The sequence below is a fragment of the Bradyrhizobium sp. WYCCWR 12699 genome (genome assembly GCF_032144035.1).
In the GTDB taxonomy this organism is placed as follows: Bacteria; Pseudomonadota; Alphaproteobacteria; order Rhizobiales; family Xanthobacteraceae; genus Bradyrhizobium.
On the sequence record NZ_JAVTJN010000039.1, the window covers coordinates 55,562 to 73,650 of the forward strand.

19 protein-coding genes and 1 tRNA gene are annotated in these 18,089 nt (G+C 64.2%); 5 read left to right on the plus strand and 15 right to left on the minus strand.

Going from position 1 to position 18,089, the window contains the following annotated elements:
- Positions 1-2: 2 nt before the first annotated feature.
- The 15 genes from nuoK to RPS27_RS31120 all read right to left on the minus strand — a co-directional run bounded on the left by nuoK (position 3) and on the right by RPS27_RS31120 (position 14,200).
- On the minus strand, positions 3-311 hold the full coding sequence (gene nuoK / locus RPS27_RS31050) for an NADH-quinone oxidoreductase subunit NuoK (protein WP_008547737.1): 309 nt from the start codon (positions 309-311) through the stop codon (positions 3-5).
- Entirely contained in the window at positions 308-946 is a 639-nt protein-coding gene (locus tag RPS27_RS31055; RefSeq protein WP_194407847.1) for an NADH-quinone oxidoreductase subunit J, read from the minus strand. The genes nuoK and RPS27_RS31055 overlap by 4 nt, the downstream gene beginning before the upstream one ends.
- 9 nt (positions 947-955) lie before the next feature.
- Positions 956-1,450, minus strand: a complete 495-nt coding sequence (gene nuoI, locus RPS27_RS31060; RefSeq protein WP_014494864.1) for an NADH-quinone oxidoreductase subunit NuoI — start codon at positions 1,448-1,450, stop codon at positions 956-958.
- 8 nt (positions 1,451-1,458) lie between these two features.
- Positions 1,459-2,526, minus strand: coding sequence for an NADH-quinone oxidoreductase subunit NuoH (gene nuoH / locus RPS27_RS31065; protein ID WP_194407846.1), 1,068 nt, complete (start codon positions 2,524-2,526; stop codon positions 1,459-1,461).
- A gap of 10 nt (positions 2,527-2,536) precedes the next feature.
- A complete protein-coding gene (nuoG, locus tag RPS27_RS31070; protein ID WP_212069018.1) occupies positions 2,537-4,612 on the minus strand; it encodes an NADH-quinone oxidoreductase subunit NuoG in 2,076 nt (691 codons plus the stop codon).
- 5 nt (positions 4,613-4,617) lie between these two features.
- Complete coding sequence (nuoF, locus tag RPS27_RS31075) at positions 4,618-5,943, minus strand: NADH-quinone oxidoreductase subunit NuoF (protein ID WP_028141460.1); 1,326 nt, start codon at positions 5,941-5,943, stop codon at positions 4,618-4,620.
- A gap of 15 nt (positions 5,944-5,958) precedes the next feature.
- Positions 5,959-6,165, minus strand: a complete 207-nt coding sequence (locus RPS27_RS31080; protein WP_194407844.1) for a hypothetical protein — start codon at positions 6,163-6,165, stop codon at positions 5,959-5,961.
- Complete coding sequence (gene nuoE, locus RPS27_RS31085) at positions 6,165-6,776, minus strand: NADH-quinone oxidoreductase subunit NuoE (protein WP_011087680.1); 612 nt, start codon at positions 6,774-6,776, stop codon at positions 6,165-6,167. The genes RPS27_RS31080 and nuoE overlap by 1 nt, the downstream gene beginning before the upstream one ends.
- Before the next feature lie 12 nt (positions 6,777-6,788).
- Entirely contained in the window at positions 6,789-7,754 is a 966-nt protein-coding gene (locus tag RPS27_RS31090; RefSeq protein WP_211417483.1) for an FkbM family methyltransferase, read from the minus strand.
- Positions 7,754-8,950, minus strand: coding sequence for an NADH-quinone oxidoreductase subunit D (locus RPS27_RS31095; protein ID WP_212069019.1), 1,197 nt, complete (start codon positions 8,948-8,950; stop codon positions 7,754-7,756). Before RPS27_RS31095 ends, RPS27_RS31090 begins: the two co-directional genes overlap by 1 nt.
- 2 nt (positions 8,951-8,952) lie before the next feature.
- On the minus strand, positions 8,953-9,567 hold the full coding sequence (locus RPS27_RS31100; RefSeq protein ID WP_194407842.1) for an NADH-quinone oxidoreductase subunit C: 615 nt from the start codon (positions 9,565-9,567) through the stop codon (positions 8,953-8,955).
- A gap of 11 nt (positions 9,568-9,578) precedes the next feature.
- Positions 9,579-10,166 carry an NADH-quinone oxidoreductase subunit B family protein gene (locus RPS27_RS31105; RefSeq protein WP_211416800.1) on the minus strand — a complete coding sequence of 196 codons (588 nt, stop codon included), beginning with the start codon at positions 10,164-10,166 and terminating at the stop codon, positions 9,579-9,581.
- Positions 10,157-10,522 (minus strand): NADH-quinone oxidoreductase subunit A, encoded by a 366-nt coding sequence (locus tag RPS27_RS31110; RefSeq protein ID WP_008136158.1) that lies wholly within the window; start codon positions 10,520-10,522, stop codon positions 10,157-10,159. The genes RPS27_RS31105 and RPS27_RS31110 overlap by 10 nt, the downstream gene beginning before the upstream one ends.
- 733 nt (positions 10,523-11,255) lie before the next feature.
- On the minus strand, positions 11,256-13,508 hold the full coding sequence (locus RPS27_RS31115) for a TonB-dependent siderophore receptor (RefSeq protein WP_212069020.1): 2,253 nt from the start codon (positions 13,506-13,508) through the stop codon (positions 11,256-11,258).
- 176 nt (positions 13,509-13,684) lie between these two features.
- Positions 13,685-14,200, minus strand: a complete 516-nt coding sequence (locus tag RPS27_RS31120; RefSeq protein ID WP_212069021.1) for a MarR family winged helix-turn-helix transcriptional regulator — start codon at positions 14,198-14,200, stop codon at positions 13,685-13,687.
- Between the two features lie 166 nt (positions 14,201-14,366).
- On the opposite strand from RPS27_RS31120, the gene RPS27_RS31125 reads away from it, so the two are divergent.
- The 5 genes from RPS27_RS31125 to RPS27_RS31145 all read left to right on the plus strand — a co-directional run bounded on the left by RPS27_RS31125 (position 14,367) and on the right by RPS27_RS31145 (position 18,013).
- Complete coding sequence (locus RPS27_RS31125; protein WP_212069022.1) at positions 14,367-15,557, plus strand: aromatic ring-hydroxylating dioxygenase subunit alpha; 1,191 nt, start codon at positions 14,367-14,369, stop codon at positions 15,555-15,557.
- Positions 15,558-15,618: 61 nt separating this feature from the next.
- Positions 15,619-16,914 (plus strand): spinster family MFS transporter, encoded by a 1,296-nt coding sequence (locus RPS27_RS31130; protein ID WP_212069023.1) that lies wholly within the window; start codon positions 15,619-15,621, stop codon positions 16,912-16,914.
- 140 nt (positions 16,915-17,054) lie between these two features.
- A complete protein-coding gene (locus tag RPS27_RS31135) occupies positions 17,055-17,258 on the plus strand; it encodes a hypothetical protein (RefSeq protein ID WP_063194782.1) in 204 nt (67 codons plus the stop codon).
- A 161-nt stretch (positions 17,259-17,419) separates the two neighbouring features.
- Positions 17,420-17,496, plus strand: a tRNA-Asp gene (locus RPS27_RS31140).
- A 187-nt stretch (positions 17,497-17,683) separates the two neighbouring features.
- Complete coding sequence (locus RPS27_RS31145; protein ID WP_211416795.1) at positions 17,684-18,013, plus strand: HU family DNA-binding protein; 330 nt, start codon at positions 17,684-17,686, stop codon at positions 18,011-18,013.
- Positions 18,014-18,089: the final 76 nt, after the last annotated feature.

Genomic DNA, 18,089 nt, shown 5'->3' on the forward strand with positions numbered 1-18,089 from the left:
GCTCAGCCCTTCATCAGATTGACGTCCTCAACCGCGATCGAGCCGCGGTTGCGGAAATAGACCACCAGGATGGCGAGACCGATCGCGGCTTCAGCGGCTGCGACGGTGAGCACCAGCAGCGCGAAGACCTGGCCGACGATGTCGCCGAGGAAGGTCGAGAATGCCACGAGGTTGATGTTGACCGAGAGCAGGATCAGCTCGATCGACATCAGGATGACGATGATGTTCTTGCGGTTCAGGAAGATGCCGAGGATCCCGAGCGTGAACAGGATCGCGCCGACCGCCAGGTAATGTCCAAGCCCGATCGTCATTTCACCCACTCCGCCGCATCGGCATCCGAGAGCCCCTGCCCCGGCGCCACCTTGCGCATCGCCATCGCCATCTCGGGCGTGCGCGCGTTCTGAACGTTGATGTCCTGCCGCTTCACGCTCGCCTTGTGGCGCAGCGTCAGCACGATGGCGCCGATCATGGCGACCAGCAGCACCATGCCCGAAAGCTGGAAGTAGTGGATGTACTTCGTATAGAGGACCAAGCCCAGCGCCTCGGTGTTGGAGACGTTGGTCGGGATCGGCGCCGTGATGGTCTTGCTCAGGGTCGGGTTGATGATCCAGGCACCGACGGTCAGCAGCAATTCGAACAGGAAGATGCCGCCGATCACGAGGCCCACCGGCAGATACTGGATGAAACCTTCGCGCAGCTCGACGAAGTCCACGTCGAGCATCATGATCACGAACAGGAACAGCACTGCGACCGCGCCGACATAGACGACGATCAGCATCATGCCGAGGAACTCGGCGCCCATCAGCACGAACAGGCCCGATGCGTTGACGAAGGCCAGGATCAGGTACAGCACGGAGTGCACGGGATTGCGCGAGACAATCACCATCACCGCCGAGGCGACGCAGACGCCGGCGAAGAGATAGAAGAACAGCGCGGGAAGGATCATGCCCTCACCTCACCGGTACGGCGCGTCGAGCTCGATCGCTTTCGCGATCTCGCGTTCCCAGCGGTCGCCGTTGGCGAGCAGCTTGGCCTTGTCATAGAACAGTTCCTCGCGGGTCTCGGTCGCGAACTCGAAGTTCGGGCCTTCGACGATGGCGTCCACAGGACAGGCCTCCTGGCAGAGGCCGCAATAGATGCACTTCACCATGTCGATGTCGTAGCGCACGGTGCGGCGGGTACCGTCGTTGCGGCGCGGGCCGGCCTCGATGGTGATGGCCTGCGCCGGGCAGATCGCCTCGCACAGCTTGCAGGCGATGCAGCGCTCTTCGCCGTTCGGATAGCGGCGCAGCGCATGCTCGCCGCGGAAGCGCGGCGAGATCGGGCCTTTCTCGAACGGATAGTTCAGTGTCGGCTTCGGCTGGAAGAAATAGCGCATGGCGAGGAAGAACGCCGAGACGAATTCCGACAGCAGAAGCGAGCGTGCAGTGGCGTTGACGTTGATACCCATGACGGCCCTCACTTCGGCGCGATGCCGGCGAACTGCAACACGCCCGCCACTATGACCACCATCGCCAGCGACAGCGGCAGGAACACCTTCCAGCCGAGGCGCATCAGTTGGTCGTAGCGGTAGCGCGGCACGATCGCCTTTGCCATCGCGAACAGGAAGAACATGAAGAACAGTTTCAGCGAGAACCAGATGATGCCCGGCACCCAGTTGAAGGGCGGCAGATCCACCGGCGGCAGCCAGCCCCCGAGGAACAGGATCGTCGCCATCGCGCACATCGTGACGATCGCGACGTATTCGCCGAGCATGAACAGCAGATACGGGGTCGAGCCGTATTCGACCATGAAGCCGGCGACCAGCTCGGATTCCGCTTCGACGAGGTCGAAGGGCGGACGGTTGGTTTCCGCCAGCGCCGAGACGTAGAACACCACGAACATCGGGAACAGCGGCCAGACGTACCAGTTCAGGATGGTGAGCTGCGGCAGCCCGATCAGGCTGGCAAGGCCGCGGACGTGCTGGGCCTCGACGACGGCCGACAGGTTCAGCGTGCCGGCGCAGAGCAGCACCGTGATGATGACGAAGCCGATCGAGACTTCGTAGGACACCATCTGCGCCGCCGAGCGCAGCGCGGCCAGGAACGGATACTTCGAGTTCGACGACCAGCCGGCCATGATGATGCCGTAGATCGACAGCGACGAGATCGCGAAGATGAAGAGGATGCCGACATTGATGTCGGAGATCACCCAGCCGAGATTGGTCGGGATCACCGCCCAGGCCGCGAGCGCCAGCACGCACGACACCAGCGGCGCCAGCAGGAAGACGCCCTTATTGGCGCCGGCCGGGATGATCGGCTCCTTCAGCACGAACTTCAGAAGGTCGGCGAAGGACTGGAACAGGCCCCAGGGGCCGACCACGTTCGGGCCGCGCCGGATCTGCACCGCCGCCCAGATCTTGCGGTCGGCCAGCAGGATGTAGGCGATCGCCACCAGAAGGACAACGAGCACCAAGACGCTCTCCGCGATCATGATGATCAGCGGCCAGAGGAAACCGGTCCAGAATGCGCTTTCGAAGAATTCCATCAGATCACGCTCACTCCGCTGCGGTCAGCATGTGCCCGGAGGCGAGGCGCGAGCATTCCGCCATCACGGCGGACGCACGCGCGATTGGGTTGGTCAAATAGAAGTCCTCGACCAGCGGCTTGAACGGCGCCTTCTCCGGCGAGCCGCCCTTCCCCGCCAGCTTCTTGATCTGCTCGGCCGAGCCGGCCTCGATCTGGTCGAGACGGATCAAATGCGGCACGGCCTTGAAGATCGCCTGGCGCAGCTGCGCCAGCGAGTCGTAGCCGAGCTTCTTGCCGAGCGCCTCGGACAGCGCGCGGACGATCGCCCAATCCTCACGGGCTTCGCCCGGCGGGAACGCGGCGCGGCCCGTCATCTGCACGCGACCTTCGGTGTTGACGTAGATCGCGGACTTCTCGGTGTAGGCGGCCGCCGGCAGGATCACGTCGGCGCGGTGCGCGCCGCGGTCACCATGGGTGCCGATATAGACGACGAAGGTGCCATCCGGCGCGTTGATCTCGTCGGCCCCCAGCAGGAACAAGAGGTCGAGCGTGCCGAACGTCGTCATCTGCGCGGCATTGAGGCCGCCGCCCGTTGCGAAGAAGCCGATGTCGAGCGCACCGACGCGTGAGGCGCTCTCGTGCAGCACGCCAAAGCCGTTCCAGCCGTCCTTGAGCGCGCCGACATCGAGCGCGAGCTTGGCGCTAGCTGCGAGGATGGCCGCGCCGTCGTGACGGGCGGCCGCGCCCGCGCCGACCAGGATGATCGGATTCTTGGCGTTCTTCAGCACGTCCATGAAGGAGTGCTTGCCGGCCGCGAGCTCACCGAGCGTCTCGGTGCCCGCGCCGAGGTGATCGTAATCGTAGGTCAGATCGGGCTTGGCCCCGATCACGCCGACCTTGAAGCCGCCGGCACGCCAGCGCTTGCGGATGCGGGCGTTGAACACGGCCGCTTCTTTCCGCGGGTTCGCGCCGATGATGAGCAGCGCATCCGCCTGCTCGACGCCCGCCAGCGTCGGGTTGAAGATGTAGGAGCCGCGGCCGAGCGCGGGGTCGAAGGCGTCGCCGCCCTGCACCGCCAGATTGCCAGAACCGAACTTGGCGAGCAGATCCTTCAGCGCGAACATTTCCTCGACACCGGCGAGATCGCCGGCGATCGCGCCGATGCGCTTGCCGTCGGTGCGCGCCGCCTTGGCGGCGATCGCGGCAAAGGCCTCCGTCCAGCTCGCCGCGCGCAGCTTGCCGGCCTCACGGACATAGGGCCGGTCGAGCCGCTGGGTGCGCAGACCGTCGACGACGTGGCGGGTCTTGTCCGAGATCCATTCCTCGTTCACGGCCTCGTTGATGCGCGGCAGCACGCGCATCACTTCGCGGCCGCGGGTGTCGACGCGGATCGCCGAGCCCACGCCGTCCATGACGTCGACCGACTGCGTCTTGCCGAGCTCCCAGGGGCGTGCCGCGAAAGCATAGGGCTTCGAGGTCAGCGCGCCGACCGGGCAGATGTCGACGAGATTGCCCTGCAATTCCGAAGTCAGCGCGTGCTCGAGATAGGTCGTGATCTCCATGTCCTCGCCACGCCCCGTGGCGCCCATCTCCGGGGCGCCTGCGACTTCCGCCGAGAAGCGGACGCAGCGCGTGCACTGGATGCAGCGGTTCATCGAGGTCTTGACCAGCGCGCCGAGATATTTGTCCTCGACGGCGCGCTTGTTCTCGGCGAAGCGGCTGGTGTCGACACCATAGCCCATCGCCTGGTCCTGCAGATCGCACTCACCGCCCTGGTCACAGATCGGGCAGTCCAGCGGATGGTTGATCAGAAGGAATTCCATCACGCCTTCGCGTGCCTTCTTCACCATCGGCGAACGCGTGGAAATTTCCGGCGGCTCGCCCTTGGGGCCCGGACGGCAGTCGCGCACGCCCCAGGCGCAGCTCGCGACCGGCTTCGGGCCGCCCTTCACCTCGACGAGGCACATCCGGCAATTGCCGGCGATCGACAGCCGCTCGTGATAGCAGAAGCGCGGAATCTCGGCGCCGGCCGCCTCGCACGCCTGAAGCAGCGTGTATTCGGCGGGGACATCGATCTCTTTGCCGTCGATGATGAGCTTGGTCATGTCTCTTACTCCGCCGCGACCATGTTCACGGGATCGCGGACGCCGATATCGTCAATGTCGGCCCTGTGCGAATACTGGTCGATGCGCGCTTCGATCTCGTGACGGAAATGCGCGATCAGGCCCTGGATCGGCCATGCGGCTGCGTCGCCGAGCGCGCAGATGGTGTGGCCTTCGACCTGTTTGGTCACTTCGAGGAGCATGTCGATCTCGCGCTTGTGGGCGCGACCCTCGGCCATGCGGGTGAGCACGCGCCACATCCAGCCCGTGCCCTCGCGGCACGGCGTGCACTGGCCGCAGCTCTCATGCTTGTAGAAATAGGAGATGCGGGCGATGGCGCGGATCAGGTCGGTCGACTTGTCCATCACGATCACGGCCGCGGTGCCGAGACCCGAGCGCAGCTTGCTCAAGGAGTCGAAATCCATGGGCGTGTCGATGATCTGCTCGGCCGGCACCATGCGCACCGACGAGCCGCCGGGGATCACGGCCTTGAGATTGTCCCAGCCGCCGCGAATGCCGCCGCAATGCTTGTCGATCAGCTCGCGGAACGGAATGCCCATGGCCTCTTCGACGTTGCAGGGCCGCTCGACATGGCCGGAGATGCAGAACAGCTTGGTGCCGACATTGTTCGGACGGCCGATGCCGGCGAACCAGGCGGCGCCACGGCGCAGGATGTCGGGCGCAACCGCGATGGACTCGACGTTGTTGACGGTGGTCGGGCAGCCGAACAGGCCGACATTGGCCGGGAACGGCGGCTTCAGCCGCGGCTGGCCCTTCTTGCCTTCGAGGCTTTCGAGCAGCGCGGTTTCCTCGCCGCAGATATAGGCGCCGGCGCCGTGCGCGACGTAGATGTCGAACGGCCAGCCGTTGACGTTGTCCTTGCCGACCAGCTTGGCCTCATAGGCCTGGTCGATCGCGGCCTGCAGATGCTCGCGCTCCCGGATGAACTCGCCGCGGACATAGATGTAGCAGGCATGCGCGTTCATCGCGCAGCTCGCGATCAGGCAGCCTTCGATCAACAGATGCGGATCGTGCCGCATGATCTCGCGATCCTTGCAGGTGCCGGGCTCGGATTCGTCGGCATTGACGACGAGGTAGCTCGGACGGCCGTCGGTCGATTCCTTCGGCATGAAGGACCATTTCAGACCGGTCGGGAAGCCGGCGCCGCCGCGGCCGCGCAGGCCCGACGCCTTCATCTCGTTGATGATCCAGTCGCGGCCCTTGTCGATGATGTTCTTCGTGCCATCCCAGGCGCCGCGGCGCCGCGCACCCTCGAGCCCCCAGTCGTGGAGGCCGTAGAGGTTCTTGAAGATGCGGTCCTTGTCCTCGAGCATATCAGTGCTTTCCGATCAACGAATGGTCTGCTTGTAGGCAAGTCCGGCGGCGCAGACGGCAAAGGTCAGCGCCCAGAGCAGACTGGATTCCAGCGACGCGTTCAGGCTGAAACGCTGCAGCAGGAAAATGAAGGCGGCCGCAACCGCCGCATGCATCGCGATGAAGCCCCACTTCTTCACGGCACCGCTCCCCTGCATGGCCTGCGACGAGAGATCACGCATCATGTGATCTCCTTCAGCGTGGTCGGCCCGGTGATCGGCGCCGAGAACTGGCGGCCGTTCTGCGGACCGGGCTTGGGCGGATTGCCCGAAGCGAAGCCGTCGAGCACCTTGCCGAAGCTTTCCTTGGTCAGGTCCTCATAGGTGTCCTTGCCGATCAGCACCATCGGCGCGTTCACGCAGGCGCCCAGGCACTCCACCTCTTCCCAGCTGAAATTGCCGTCCTTGGACAGATGGAAGGGCTCGTGATGAATGCGGTGCTCGCAGACGTGGATCAGATCCTCGGCGCCGCGCAGCCGGCACGGCGTGGTACCGCAGACCTGGACGTGCGCCTTCTTGCCGACCGGGGCGAGCTGGAACATCGTGTAGAAGGTCGCAACCTCCAGCACGCGGATATAGGGCATGTCGAGCATGTCGGCGATGACGCGGATCGCGGCTTCCGAGACCCAGCCGTCGTGCTGCTCCTGCGCGCGCCAGAGAATGGCGATGACCGCGGAGGCCTGACGTCCCGCCGGATATTTCGCTATCTGCTGCTTGGCGAACGCGAGGTTCTCCTCCGTGAACGCGAAGCTCGCGGGCTGGACTTCCTTCGGTGCTAATCGACGAACGGACATCTCTTCAATCTCTCACTGCATGCGGCGCGCGGTTTTGGCATTCAGGGCTTCGATCCTGTCCTGCCAGAATGCGCTTGCGGTGCCGAAAACGTTGTAGCCGACGTGGGTCGAGACCTTGATGCGATCGAGGATCGACAGCTCGGTCACGGTCTCCATCCGGTTGCTGCGCGGATCGAACACGATCAGCTTCAGCGGGGTCTGTTCGAGGATGAAGCGCGACACGGAGTGATTGCGGTCGCTGCCGTGCTCCTCGCACATGATGACGCTGTCGGCCTGGAGCAGCCGTGCGCCGCCCTTGATCGCCTCGATCTCGACGCCCTCGACGTCGAGCTTGATCAGGTACTTGCCGGTGGCAGGCACCTTGCCGTCGTCAATGAGATTGTCGAGCGAGATGACCGGCACCTCCTCGCCGCCAGCCGACGGATTGCCCGCGATGCTGAAGGCTTCGTGCTTTGTGCCCGACAGCCGCGCGGTGCCACGGACGGCGCCGATCGCGCATTTCATGGTGTCGAAGCGATTGCCGTTGACGCGCGCGTTGTTGACGAGCTTCGGGTAGTTCTGCCCCGACGGCTCGATCGCGATCGCCTTGTGCGAGCCGAACGGCTTGCTCGAGACCAGCACCGACCAGTAGCCGTAGTTCGCGCCGCAATCGAGCAAGGTGTAGTCGACGTCGATGGAGTCGGCGAACAAGAGCTCGAGTTCGTCCTCGTAATTGTAGGAACGGTTGAGCAGCTTGCTCCAATAGCCGTCGCCATAGGGGAATTCGAACACGGCGTCGGGATTGAGCCTGATCGCAATGTTGCGCTCGGGCAGTGTCTTCCGCAGCAGATTCGCACAGGCGATGTAGCCCATATGCGAGAAGTGCGAGGAGATCTTCGATCCCGTCACCAGCGCCAAGGCAGCCGTCCGCTCCCACAGGTTGGCCCCTTCCAGGGCCCCCGAGGCGCGGTCAAACTGGATTGGCGCCTGCTGCCCCATCACCGATCGACCTCTCCGAACACGATGTCGAGCGAGCCGAGGATCGCCGAGACGTCGGCAAGCAGATGGCCGCGGCAGATGTGATCCATCGCCTGCAGATGCGCAAAGCCCGGCGCGCGGATCTTGCACTTGTACGGCTTGTTGGTGCCGTCGGAGATCAGGTAGACGCCGAACTCGCCCTTCGGCGCTTCGACCGCGGCGTAGACTTCGCCGGCCGGCACGTGGACGCCTTCGGTGTAGAGCTTGAAGTGGTGGATTAGCGCTTCCATCGAGCGCTTCATCTCGCCACGGCGCGGCGGCGCGACCTTGTTGTCTTCGACGACGACCGGTCCCTTGCCTTCAGGCGCGTTCAGCTTCTGGATGCACTGCTTCGTGATGCGCACGGACTGGCGCATCTCTTCCATGCGGATCAGATAGCGGTCGTAGCAGTCGCCGTTCTTGCCGATCGGAATGTCGAAATCCATCTCGGCGTAGCACTCGTAGGGCTGCGACTTGCGCAAATCCCAGGCCGCGCCCGAGCCGCGCACCATCACGCCCGAGAAGCCCCACTCCCAGGCCTCCTTCAGCGGCACCACGCCGATGTCGACGTTGCGCTGCTTGAAGATGCGGTTGGCGGTGAGCAGCCGGTCGAGATCGTCCACGACTTTCAGGAACGGATCGCACCAGGCCTCGATGTCGTCGACCAGCTTCTGCGGCAGATCCTGATGCACGCCGCCGACGCGGAAGTAAGCCGCGTGCATACGGCTGCCCGAGGCGCGCTCGTAGAACACCATCAGCTTCTCGCGCTCTTCGAAGCCCCACAGCGGCGGGGTCAGCGCGCCGACGTCCATGGCCTGCGTGGTGACGTTGAGAAGATGAGAGAGGATGCGGCCAATCTCGCAATAGAGCACGCGGATCAGCTGGCCGCGGCGCGGCACCTCGATGCCAAGCAGCTTCTCGGCGGCGAGGCAGAAGGCGTGCTCCTGGTTCATCGGCGCGACGTAGTCGAGCCGATCGAAATACGGGATCGCCTGCAGATAGGTCTTCTGCTCGATCAGCTTCTCGGTGCCGCGATGCAAGAGACCGATGTGGGGATCGACGCGCGCGACGACCTCGCCGTCAAGCTCCAGCACCAGGCGCAACACGCCGTGCGCCGCCGGATGCTGCGGTCCGAAATTGATGGTGAAATTGCGAAGCTGTTCGGGTTGCTCGTTCATGATCAGACCTTCGGCCCCGCTTTTTCATCCCCCGGGAGGACCGGATAGTCCGCGCCTTCCCATGGCGAGAGGAAATCGAACTTGCGGAATTCCTGGTTCAGACGCACGGGCTCGTACACCACCCGCTTCTCCTGGTCGTCGTAGCGGACCTCGACGAAACCGGTGGTCGGGAAATCCTTGCGCAGCGGATGACCCTCGAAGCCGTAGTCGGTGAGGATGCGGCGCATGTCGGGATGGCCGACGAAGAACACGCCGTAGAGGTCGTAGGCCTCGCGCTCGAACCAGTCGGCGCCGGGGAAGATTTCGATCAGCGACGGCACCTGCGTGGTCTCGTCGGCCTGGGCCTTGAGGCGGATGCGCGCGTTCAGGGTCGGTGACAGGAAGTGATAGATCACGTCGAAGCGCTTCTCGCGCGACGGATAGTCGGCGGCCGTGATGTCGGTGAAGTTGACGAAGCGGCAGTTCGGATCGTCGCGGAGGTACTTGACCACCTCGACGATCTTGCTGGCCTCGACATCAACCGTCAGCTGGTTGAAGGCCACCGAATGACCGGTGGCGGCGCCCGGAAGCGCGCTAACGATCGTCTGCCCCAGGGCGTCGAGCTTGGCGTCGTCCATGACGTAAAACCTTAGCGTTCGATGGTGCCGGTGCGCCGGATCTTCTTCTGCAGCAGCAGCACGCCGTAGAGCAGCGCTTCCGCCGTGGGCGGGCAGCCCGGCACGTAGATGTCGATCGGCACGATGCGGTCGCAGCCGCGCACGACCGAGTAGGAATAGTGATAATAGCCGCCGCCATTGGCGCAGGAGCCCATCGAGATGACGTAGCGCGGCTCGGGCATCTGGTCGTAGACCTTGCGCAGCGCCGGCGCCATCTTGTTGGTCAGCGTACCGGCGACGATCATCACGTCGGACTGGCGCGGCGAGGCACGCGGCGCGAAGCCGAAGCGCTCGACGTCGTAGCGCGGCATCGACACCTGCATCATCTCGACCGCGCAGCAGGCGAGACCGAAGGTCATCCACATCAGCGAGCCGGTGCGCGCCCAGGTGATGAGGTCGTCGGTCGCGGCCACGAAGAAGCCCTTGTCGGACAGCTCGGAGTTGACCTCGAGGAAGAACGGATCATTGGCCCCGACCGGCCTGCCGGTCGACGGATCCAGGATGCCCTTGGCGGCCGGCGCGACGACCGGACCCGTGGACGATGCAGGGTTCAATCCCATTCGAGTGCTCCCTTCTTCCATTCATAGGCGAACCCGACCGTCAGCACGGCGAGAAACACCACCATGGACCAGAAGCCGGTCGCGCCAAGCTTGCCGAACGCCACCGCCCACGGAAACAGGAACGCCACCTCGAGGTCGAAGATGATGAAGAGGATGGCGACCAGGTAGAAGCGGACGTCGAACTTCATGCGCGCGTCGTCGAAGGCGTTGAAACCGCATTCATACGCCGACAGCTTTTCCGGATCCGGCTGCTGGAACGCCACGATGAAGGGCGCGATCAGCAGCACGAGGCCGATAAGGCCCGCGACACCTATGAAGACGACGAGTGGAAGATAGTTCTGCAGAATGCCGCTCATTGGCGAGCCCTTTTTCCCGCAGCCTCGGGACAGCCACGGATTCGTCCGATTTGGAATTATTCTGAGCCTTAGCGCAGTGCACCAATGGGCGCAAGACACGCTCTTTTCAGGCCCTTTGCCGCCCCCAGCACGGTGAAAATCCCGGAATCACCCCGCGCTGGTATGGAGCAGATCGGCAGGGCCAGCAAGGGCGGCCGCCGGTTTTGAAAGGACAGCGGTCCGGAGATTGCGGCGCGCGGGCCGCGGCAGCGATTTGCCATGGATCGCCCGAGAAAAACGCCGGGTTTTCGGGTGCGGCGGCGCACCCAACCAGGATATGGCCAACCTCAGGAACCCCGACTGTCACCCCGCCGACATAGTGGCTGGCCGTCTGCGGCAGCAACGACACCCGGGAGCCGGTGATTGTCGCAGCCGTGAGCCAAGTCGGGTTGCACCAAGTCACCTATCCACAGGCGCAAGTGGTCAGACGAGCCATGCATCAGGGCAGGATCGGTCCTGCCTCCGGCGAGAACCACATCGTCCGCGTTATAGTGCAGTACGGCCGACCGCGAGCGCGGCGGCGACTTGCTGGGTCGTTGCACGCGCCGCGCTCGCATGAGCTTCCGGCCGGGGGGCATTGCCTGGAGCTCATCGATCTCCCCAACGGAAGATCCGCGGTCGTCCGGTCGGCAGGGCAGGAGGAGGACGCGATCAGGCAGGCACGAGACTGCCCTTCCCTGTCCTCACCCTCCCCTCACCATTTGTAGGAAACGCTGGCGGTGACCCGCCGGCGGTCGCCGTAGAAGCAGGACGTGGCCGACGCGCAGCTCGCGACGTAGATCTTGTCGGTCAGGTTGATGACGTTGAAGGCGGTACGCCAGTTCTGCCATTCGTAGTGGAGCGCGAGGTCGCCGAGCATCACTGCAGGGACCTCGAGGGTGTTGGCGGTATCGGCCCACGACGAGCCGATGTAGCGGACGCCGCCGCCGAAGCCGAAGCCCTCGAGCGGTCCGTCCTTGAAGGTGTAGTCCGCCCAGCCGGAAACCAGCAGCTCGGGCGTGTTGGTCGGTGTCTTGCCGACCAGGGACGGGTCGAGATCCCAGCTGTTGAACAGATGATAGGCCGTGAAGGCGCCGACCAGCTTCAGCTCCTTCGTGGGGTTCGCGACGGCCTCGAGCTCGATGCCCCGCGACGTGACCTCACCGGTCTGGTTCTGCAGGACAGGAACACTGCCCGGCAGCGTCGTCGCGACATTCTGACGGACCAGGTCGAAGGCCGAGACCGTGAAATAGCCGTCGAACCACTTTGGTGCGACCTTCACACCGATCTCGGCCTGTTTGCCCGCCTCCGGCAGGAACAATTTGTTCTGCGCGTTGAGTCCGATGATCGGATTGTAGCTGGTCGAGTAGGAGACGTAGGGCGCAATGCCGTTGTCGAAATTGTAGATCAGTCCCGCGCGACCGCTGAACCTGCTGTCGTTGCGGCTGTCGACACTGGCGCCCGTGTCGCGGGCGTCCTGCGTCGTCTCGACCCAATCATTCCGCCCGCTCAGGACCAGCGTGAAATCGCCGAGCTTCATCTGGTCCTGGAGATAGGTGCCGGCCTGCTTCTGCGTAATCAGGAAGTTGCGGAACGGCGTGGTCGGCAGCGGCGTTTCGGCTCCGCCGTAGACGGGATTGAAGATGCTGATCGAGGGCACGCCGAACCCGAAGGCCTGGTAATCGTCGATCTGATAGCCCTTCAGATCGACACCGAAAAGCATGGTGTGCCTCACCGGGCCGGTGTTGAAGCGATATTCGAGCTGGTTGTCGAGATCGGCCTGATTGGCCGTGTTCTTCGCATACCAATTGTAGCGATTGAATGTGGCGGTCGCCTGATTGGCATCGTTGCCGACATAGCCGCGATAGGTCAGGTCGATATGCGCAAACCGCGCGTTCTGCCGGAACGTGAGGTCATCGGTGAGATGGCGCTCGAACTGGTAGCCGAGCATCTCCTGCTCGCGCGTGAACTTGTCGACGCTCGGATCGCCGCCGAAGAAGCTGGTCGGAATCCTGCCATAGGAGGCATTCGTCACCGTACCGACATAGGGCAGGAAGTTGATGCCGCGGGTGTCCTGCTTCGAAGCCGAGGCCAGCACCGTGAACGTTGTGTCGGCATCCGGCTTCCAGGTCACAGACGGTGCAATGAAGTAGTTGTTGTCGGGCGTGAAGTTGACCTGCGTCGGGCCGTTCTGCACCTGGCCGACGACGCGGTAGAACAGCTTGCCATCCTGGGGCTGCGTCGCGACCGGCCCACCGAAATCGAACCCGACATAGGCATTGCCGAAATTGTTGACGCCGGTCTCGACGTAGCGGATCGGCTCGGCCGGCGGCATCTTGCTGATGACGTTGACGATGCCGCTCGGGCTCGATCCGCCATAGAGCACTGCCGACGGACCGCGCAGCACCTCGACGCGCTCCATGTTGGACGGCTGGAGCTTCCAGCTCGCATAAGACGTGTAGAACAGCTGCATGCCGTCAAGGAACAGCCCGACATCGTCGGACTTGAAGCCACGGATCAGCCACCAGTCGTTGCGCGTATCCGCGCCAAAGGTCCCGGCCCGCACACCGGCGGTGTAGCGCAGCACCTCGTCGAGCTTGTTCGGCTTCTGGTCGCGGATCTGCTCGGCGCCGATGACCGACACCGATTGCGGTGTCTCGATGATCGGCGTGTTGGTCTTGGTGCCGGACGAGCTGCGGCCGGCGACGTAGCCGTTCACCGGACCGCGCGGCGTCTCGACGAAGCCGACATCGCGCTGCGGCTGGGGCTTGTTCCTGTTGGCGGCCTGCACCGAGGAGCGCGGCACGCGGCGCTGGGGAGTTGCGGCCGCGCGGCGGCGGGCCTCCGGCGCCGCGACGGTCACCGCCGGCAGGCTCGTTGCGCCACTCTGCGCGGAAGATTGTGCAAGCGATGCCTGCGGCATCAAAACCAAAGCGGACGCGGTCGCCAACACAGCCGACCGCAGCATTCCCAGACTGTTCAACGCGCCACCCCAAACTGCATGTTCGATGCGTGATGCCGCCTGTCCCCGGACGGCATGCGCTTCGACGCGACGCTTATGGGAGCGCGTGAAAATCCCCTAATTGAAAAGGTCTTAGAAGGACTCTTAGAAGCGATCCAAGATGTTCTGAGATGGCCGCGAGATCAGCGCGCGCTCTTCTCGCTCTCGAGCATCTCTGCGGCGATCGCCGTGAGCTGGTCGACTTGCGCCAGCAGCGTGTGGAACTCGGCTTCGCTCAATTGCTCCAGCAAGCGGCGGTTACGCTCCTGCGCGCCTTCAACGATCGCATCATGCGCGGCGAGACCCGCAGGGGTCAGCGAGATCAGCACCTCGCGGCTGTCTTTCGGATTTGCGGTCCTCGCGATCAGCTTGCGCGAGAGCAGATTGGCAAGCGCACGGCTGATCTGTCCCTTGTCCTGGCCGACGGCCTCGGCGAGCCGCGCCACGCTCATCGGCGGCCGGCGGCCGAGCGAGGCGACGAGACCGAACTCGACCGAGGACAATCCAGTGAGGCGCTTGTAGCGCAGGATCGCGCCGCGCTTGAGCAGATTGGCAAGCACCATCAGTCGCGACGACAGCATCACGGTGATCGGGGCCGACGGTTCGCTGTCGTCCAATGCGGGCGACGTCGCCCCGCCCCTGCTTTCGGTCTGAGTCATGATCCACCTCTGCCAAGAAAGCCGGGACCTGCCAAGCGCCGGCCGGCTCATCAAATGCCTCTAAGAGGCATTTAGAAGATCGTTGACATTGTCATCGAATTATTTTTCACTGCGGGAAAGGCGCAAAATTGCGCACGGCCCCATGGGCCGGAGCGGGAGGACCAGCATGACCATCACCCAGCGGGATCGCGATCTCGGCACGGCCTATGCGATGAAGCCGGCGCACAGCCGCACCGAGCTGACCTCGGTCGTGCGTGGCACCCCGATGGGCGAGCTGCTGCGCCGCTACTGGCACCCGGTCGCACTGATCGGCGATGCCACCGACACGCCGAAAAAGGTGCGCGCGCTGGGCGAGGATCTGGTGCTGTTTCGCGACAGGCACGGCCGTCCCGGCCTCCTGCACGCCCGCTGCTGTCACCGCGGCACCACGCTCTATTACGGCAAGGTCGAGGAGGACGGCATCCGCTGCTGCTATCACGGCTGGAAATTCGACACCGAAGGCCATTGCCTGGAGCAGCCCTGCGAGCCCGATGGCGCTCCGTACAAGGACAAGGTGCGCCAGCCCTGGTATCCGGTCGAGGAGCGCTACGGCCTGATCTTCGCCTATATGGGCCCGGCCGAGAAACGCCCGGTGCTGCCGGCTTACGAATGTCTCGAGCAGATGGACGATGGCGAGTTCGTCGAGGCCGACGATTCCTCGATCGGCGGCGGCGGCCCCGCCATCATCCCCTGCAACTGGCTGCAGCATTTCGAGAACGTGGTCGATCCCTATCACGTGCCGGTGCTGCACGGCTCGTTCTCGGGGCCGCAGTTCACCAACATGATGGCCTCGATCCCGGAGGTGAAGTTCGACAAGACGCCGCGCGGCATCGCTGTGCGCTCGATCCGCAAGCAGGACGACGGCAAGGTGTTCTATCGCGTCACCGAAGCCGCGCTGCCGACCTTGCGCGTGGTGCCGAACCCGCGCGTCGCGCAGTTCGCCCGCGTCGAATCGATCGGCTGGGTGCTTCCGATCGACGACACCTCGTTCCGCATCTATGTCGCCGGCCGCGTCAAGAACTCCGGCGACATCAGCCGCATGCGCTCGAAGTTCAACGGCAAGTTCTGGTGGGACATGACCGAGCAAGAGCACCAGCAATTTCCGGGCGACTACGAGGCCCAGGTCGGCCAGGGCGAGGTCACCGTTCATTCGGAAGAGCATTTCGGCCAGAGCGACCGCGGCATCCTCATGATCCGGCGCATGCTGAGCGACCAGCTCGAAGCGATGGAAGCCGGCCGCGATCCGATCGGCGTCTCGTTCGATCAAAGCGCGCCGCCGGTCGTATTCGAAGCGGGGAACTACATCCGCGAAGGCTGAGCAACCGGCTCAAGACAAGAGCTGGACCGACAACGATAACAAAGACAAATTGGGGGACGCGATGGTCGATGTGACGTCACAGATGTCGGTGCAAACGGCTGCTGCGGCCACGCCCTCGCCGCGGCGCTATTACGTGCTGGGCCTGCTCACCATCATCTATGCGCTGAACTTCCTCGACCGCACGATCTTCAACGTCCTGATCGAGCCGATCAAGAAGGAGTTCCAGCTCAGCGACACCATGATGGGCCTGCTCGCCGGCTTCGGCTTCGCGCTGTTCTATTCCCTGCTCGGCATTCCCATCGCGCGCGTCGCCGACCGGCTCAACCGGCGCAACATCGTGGCTGTCGCCTTTGCGTTCTGGAGCGCGATGACGGCGCTGTGCGGCGCAGCCACCAGCCTGACGTCGCTGGCGCTGGCGCGCATCGGCGTCGGCATCGGCGAGTCCGCCGGCTCCCCCTCCTCGCAGTCGATCGTCGCCGATCTCTTTGCCAAGAACGAGCGTCCGCGCGCGCTCGGCATCTACGCCATCGGCACCTATCTCGGCGTCTTCCTCGGCTATTTCGTCGGCGGCTACGTCAACCAGCACTATGGCTGGCGGATGGCGTTCTATGTCGCCGGCCTGCCCGGCATCCTGCTCGCATTGGTCCTGTGGCTGACGATCTCCGAGCCGAAGCGCGGGGCGATGCAGGAAAGCTTCGTGCCCGAGCCGCTGGGGCCGACGCTACGCTTCCTCGCCTCGCAGCGCAGTTTCATCATCGTGTTGATCGGCTTCTGCCTGACCACCTACACAAATTACGCGACCGCGGCCTGGATCCCGCCATTCCTCGCACGCGTGCACCATCTGTCGAGCGCCGAGATCGGCACCTATGCCGGCACCTTCAAGGGGCTCGCCGGCATGGCCGGCACCCTGCTCGGCGGCTTCGTGGTCGCCCAAATCAGCCGGCGCGACGACCGCTGGAAGCTGTGGGCGCCCGCGGTCACCTCAGGCCTCGCCGGCCCGGTGTTCGCGCTGTGCATGCTGACGCAGGACTTTGCGATGATGGTGGCCATGCTGGCGCTGACCTCGTTCCTGGTCGGCTTCCATCTCGGCCCGATCTTCGCGATCGCGCAGACCGTGGCCAAGCCCAGCATGCGGGCGCTCGCCTCCGCGCTGATCGCGCTCACCGCCACCTGCTTCGGTCAGGGCGTCGGCCCGCTCGCGGTCGGCATGGTCAACGATGCCTTGAAGGGCAGCTATGGCGCCGAGGCCGTGCGCTATTCCCTGCTCTCGGCGGCGGTCACGACCACGCTCGGCGCCCTGCTCTTCATCTGGGCGGCGCGGTCGATCCGGGCCGATATCGAGAGGGCGGCGGCCTGAGACCTTATCCGCCGCAAGCCTGGCGAAACCCGACGGGCGTATTAATGAAACCATTTTGCGGAACCCGCGAAACCATCCGGAAACAGACGGTCCTTAAGACAGGAGCCATAGACGGCGGCAAAGCCCGTCGGGAGGCTCAGATGAACCACTCAATTCACTCTGCTGATCGTGCGACCCACCTGAAGATCGTGGTGGTGGCGCTGGTGGCCGGCATCATGGTGGCCGGCTTCGGGATCGCAGCCCGCACCAATGCCGATTACAGCCAGACCGCCCAGTCCACCCACGTCATCAAGGCCGGCAAGCCGGTGGTGGTGACGAGCGCCGGCACCTCGGAGATTCGCTGATACGCCCCCTTCCGGGCTGACGCATGGCCGCCTCCGGGCGGCCTTTTTCGTTTTCCAGAGCAATGCTTAAGCGGAGATGCACCGGCGAAGCGCAACGTCCTTGACTTCACCCAGCCCCGCCTTTAATTCCCCCCTCGTTCCGCGCGCATCGAGCGAACCACGCGGGAGTAGCTCAGTTGGTTAGAGCGCCGGCCTGTCACGCCGGAGGTCGCGGGTTCGAGCCCCGTCTCTCGCGCCATTTTGGCAATCCCTTCATAGTGTTACCTCAAACCCTTCGCCCCCTTTCGCGGCTTTGCCCGCAAAGGCCGGGAACCTCTGGCCATAGTCAGCCCGTGCCCGAATCGTCTACGCCTTCCAGGACTTAGAGGGATCCCCATACGTTTTCCGGTTTTTCCGGGGCTTCCCTGTCATTGAGGAGGCCAGTCATGGCTAAGAAGGATTTGGCTAAGAAGGATTCGGCGAAAAAGGCCGCCGCTCCCGCCACCATCACGCTCAAGCATCTCGCCGCCGATATCGCCGAGAGCCAGGACCTGTCGAAAAAGCACGCCGAGGCGGTCCTGACCGACATGGTCGATTTGATCGCCAAGCACTTGAAGAAGGGCGACCGCGTCCGCATCGTCGGGCTCGGCATCCTCCAGGTCCGCAAACGCGCCGCCCGCACCGGGCGCAATCCCGCCACCGGCGAGCCGATCCACATCAAGGCCAGCAAGAAGGTCACCTTCCGCCCCGTGAAGGAACTGAAAGAGGCGATCTGAAGTAACGTTTCGTTAGGCCTGATCTCATCTCGTTCCGGCCGCAACGCGGCCCGCTTTCTGGTATACCGCCTCTCTT

Bases quoted from the DNA above. Each gene is read 5' to 3' on its own strand.
- nuoK (WP_008547737.1), bottom strand. From the start codon at position 311: ATGACGATCGGGCTTGGACATTACCTGGCGGTCGGCGCGATCCTGTTC.
- RPS27_RS31055 (WP_194407847.1), bottom strand. From the start codon at position 946: ATGATCCTTCCCGCGCTGTTCTTCTATCTCTTCGCCGGCGTCTGCGTC.
- nuoI (WP_014494864.1), bottom strand. From the start codon at position 1,450: ATGGGTATCAACGTCAACGCCACTGCACGCTCGCTTCTGCTGTCGGAA.
- nuoH (WP_194407846.1), bottom strand. From the start codon at position 2,526: ATGGAATTCTTCGAAAGCGCATTCTGGACCGGTTTCCTCTGGCCGCTG.
- nuoG (WP_212069018.1), bottom strand. From the start codon at position 4,612: ATGACCAAGCTCATCATCGACGGCAAAGAGATCGATGTCCCCGCCGAA.
- nuoF (WP_028141460.1), bottom strand. From the start codon at position 5,943: ATGCTCGAGGACAAGGACCGCATCTTCAAGAACCTCTACGGCCTCCAC.
- RPS27_RS31080 (WP_194407844.1), bottom strand. From the start codon at position 6,165: ATGCGTGATCTCTCGTCGCAGGCCATGCAGGGGAGCGGTGCCGTGAAG.
- nuoE (WP_011087680.1), bottom strand. From the start codon at position 6,776: ATGTCCGTTCGTCGATTAGCACCGAAGGAAGTCCAGCCCGCGAGCTTC.
- RPS27_RS31090 (WP_211417483.1), bottom strand. From the start codon at position 7,754: ATGGGGCAGCAGGCGCCAATCCAGTTTGACCGCGCCTCGGGGGCCCTG.
- RPS27_RS31095 (WP_212069019.1), bottom strand. From the start codon at position 8,950: ATGAACGAGCAACCCGAACAGCTTCGCAATTTCACCATCAATTTCGGA.
- RPS27_RS31100 (WP_194407842.1), bottom strand. From the start codon at position 9,567: ATGGACGACGCCAAGCTCGACGCCCTGGGGCAGACGATCGTTAGCGCG.
- RPS27_RS31105 (WP_211416800.1), bottom strand. From the start codon at position 10,166: ATGGGATTGAACCCTGCATCGTCCACGGGTCCGGTCGTCGCGCCGGCC.
- RPS27_RS31110 (WP_008136158.1), bottom strand. From the start codon at position 10,522: ATGAGCGGCATTCTGCAGAACTATCTTCCACTCGTCGTCTTCATAGGT.
- RPS27_RS31115 (WP_212069020.1), bottom strand. From the start codon at position 13,508: ATGCTGCGGTCGGCTGTGTTGGCGACCGCGTCCGCTTTGGTTTTGATG.
- RPS27_RS31120 (WP_212069021.1), bottom strand. From the start codon at position 14,200: ATGACTCAGACCGAAAGCAGGGGCGGGGCGACGTCGCCCGCATTGGAC.
- RPS27_RS31125 (WP_212069022.1), top strand. From the start codon at position 14,367: ATGACCATCACCCAGCGGGATCGCGATCTCGGCACGGCCTATGCGATG.
- RPS27_RS31130 (WP_212069023.1), top strand. From the start codon at position 15,619: ATGGTCGATGTGACGTCACAGATGTCGGTGCAAACGGCTGCTGCGGCC.
- RPS27_RS31135 (WP_063194782.1), top strand. From the start codon at position 17,055: ATGAACCACTCAATTCACTCTGCTGATCGTGCGACCCACCTGAAGATC.
- RPS27_RS31145 (WP_211416795.1), top strand. From the start codon at position 17,684: ATGGCTAAGAAGGATTTGGCTAAGAAGGATTCGGCGAAAAAGGCCGCC.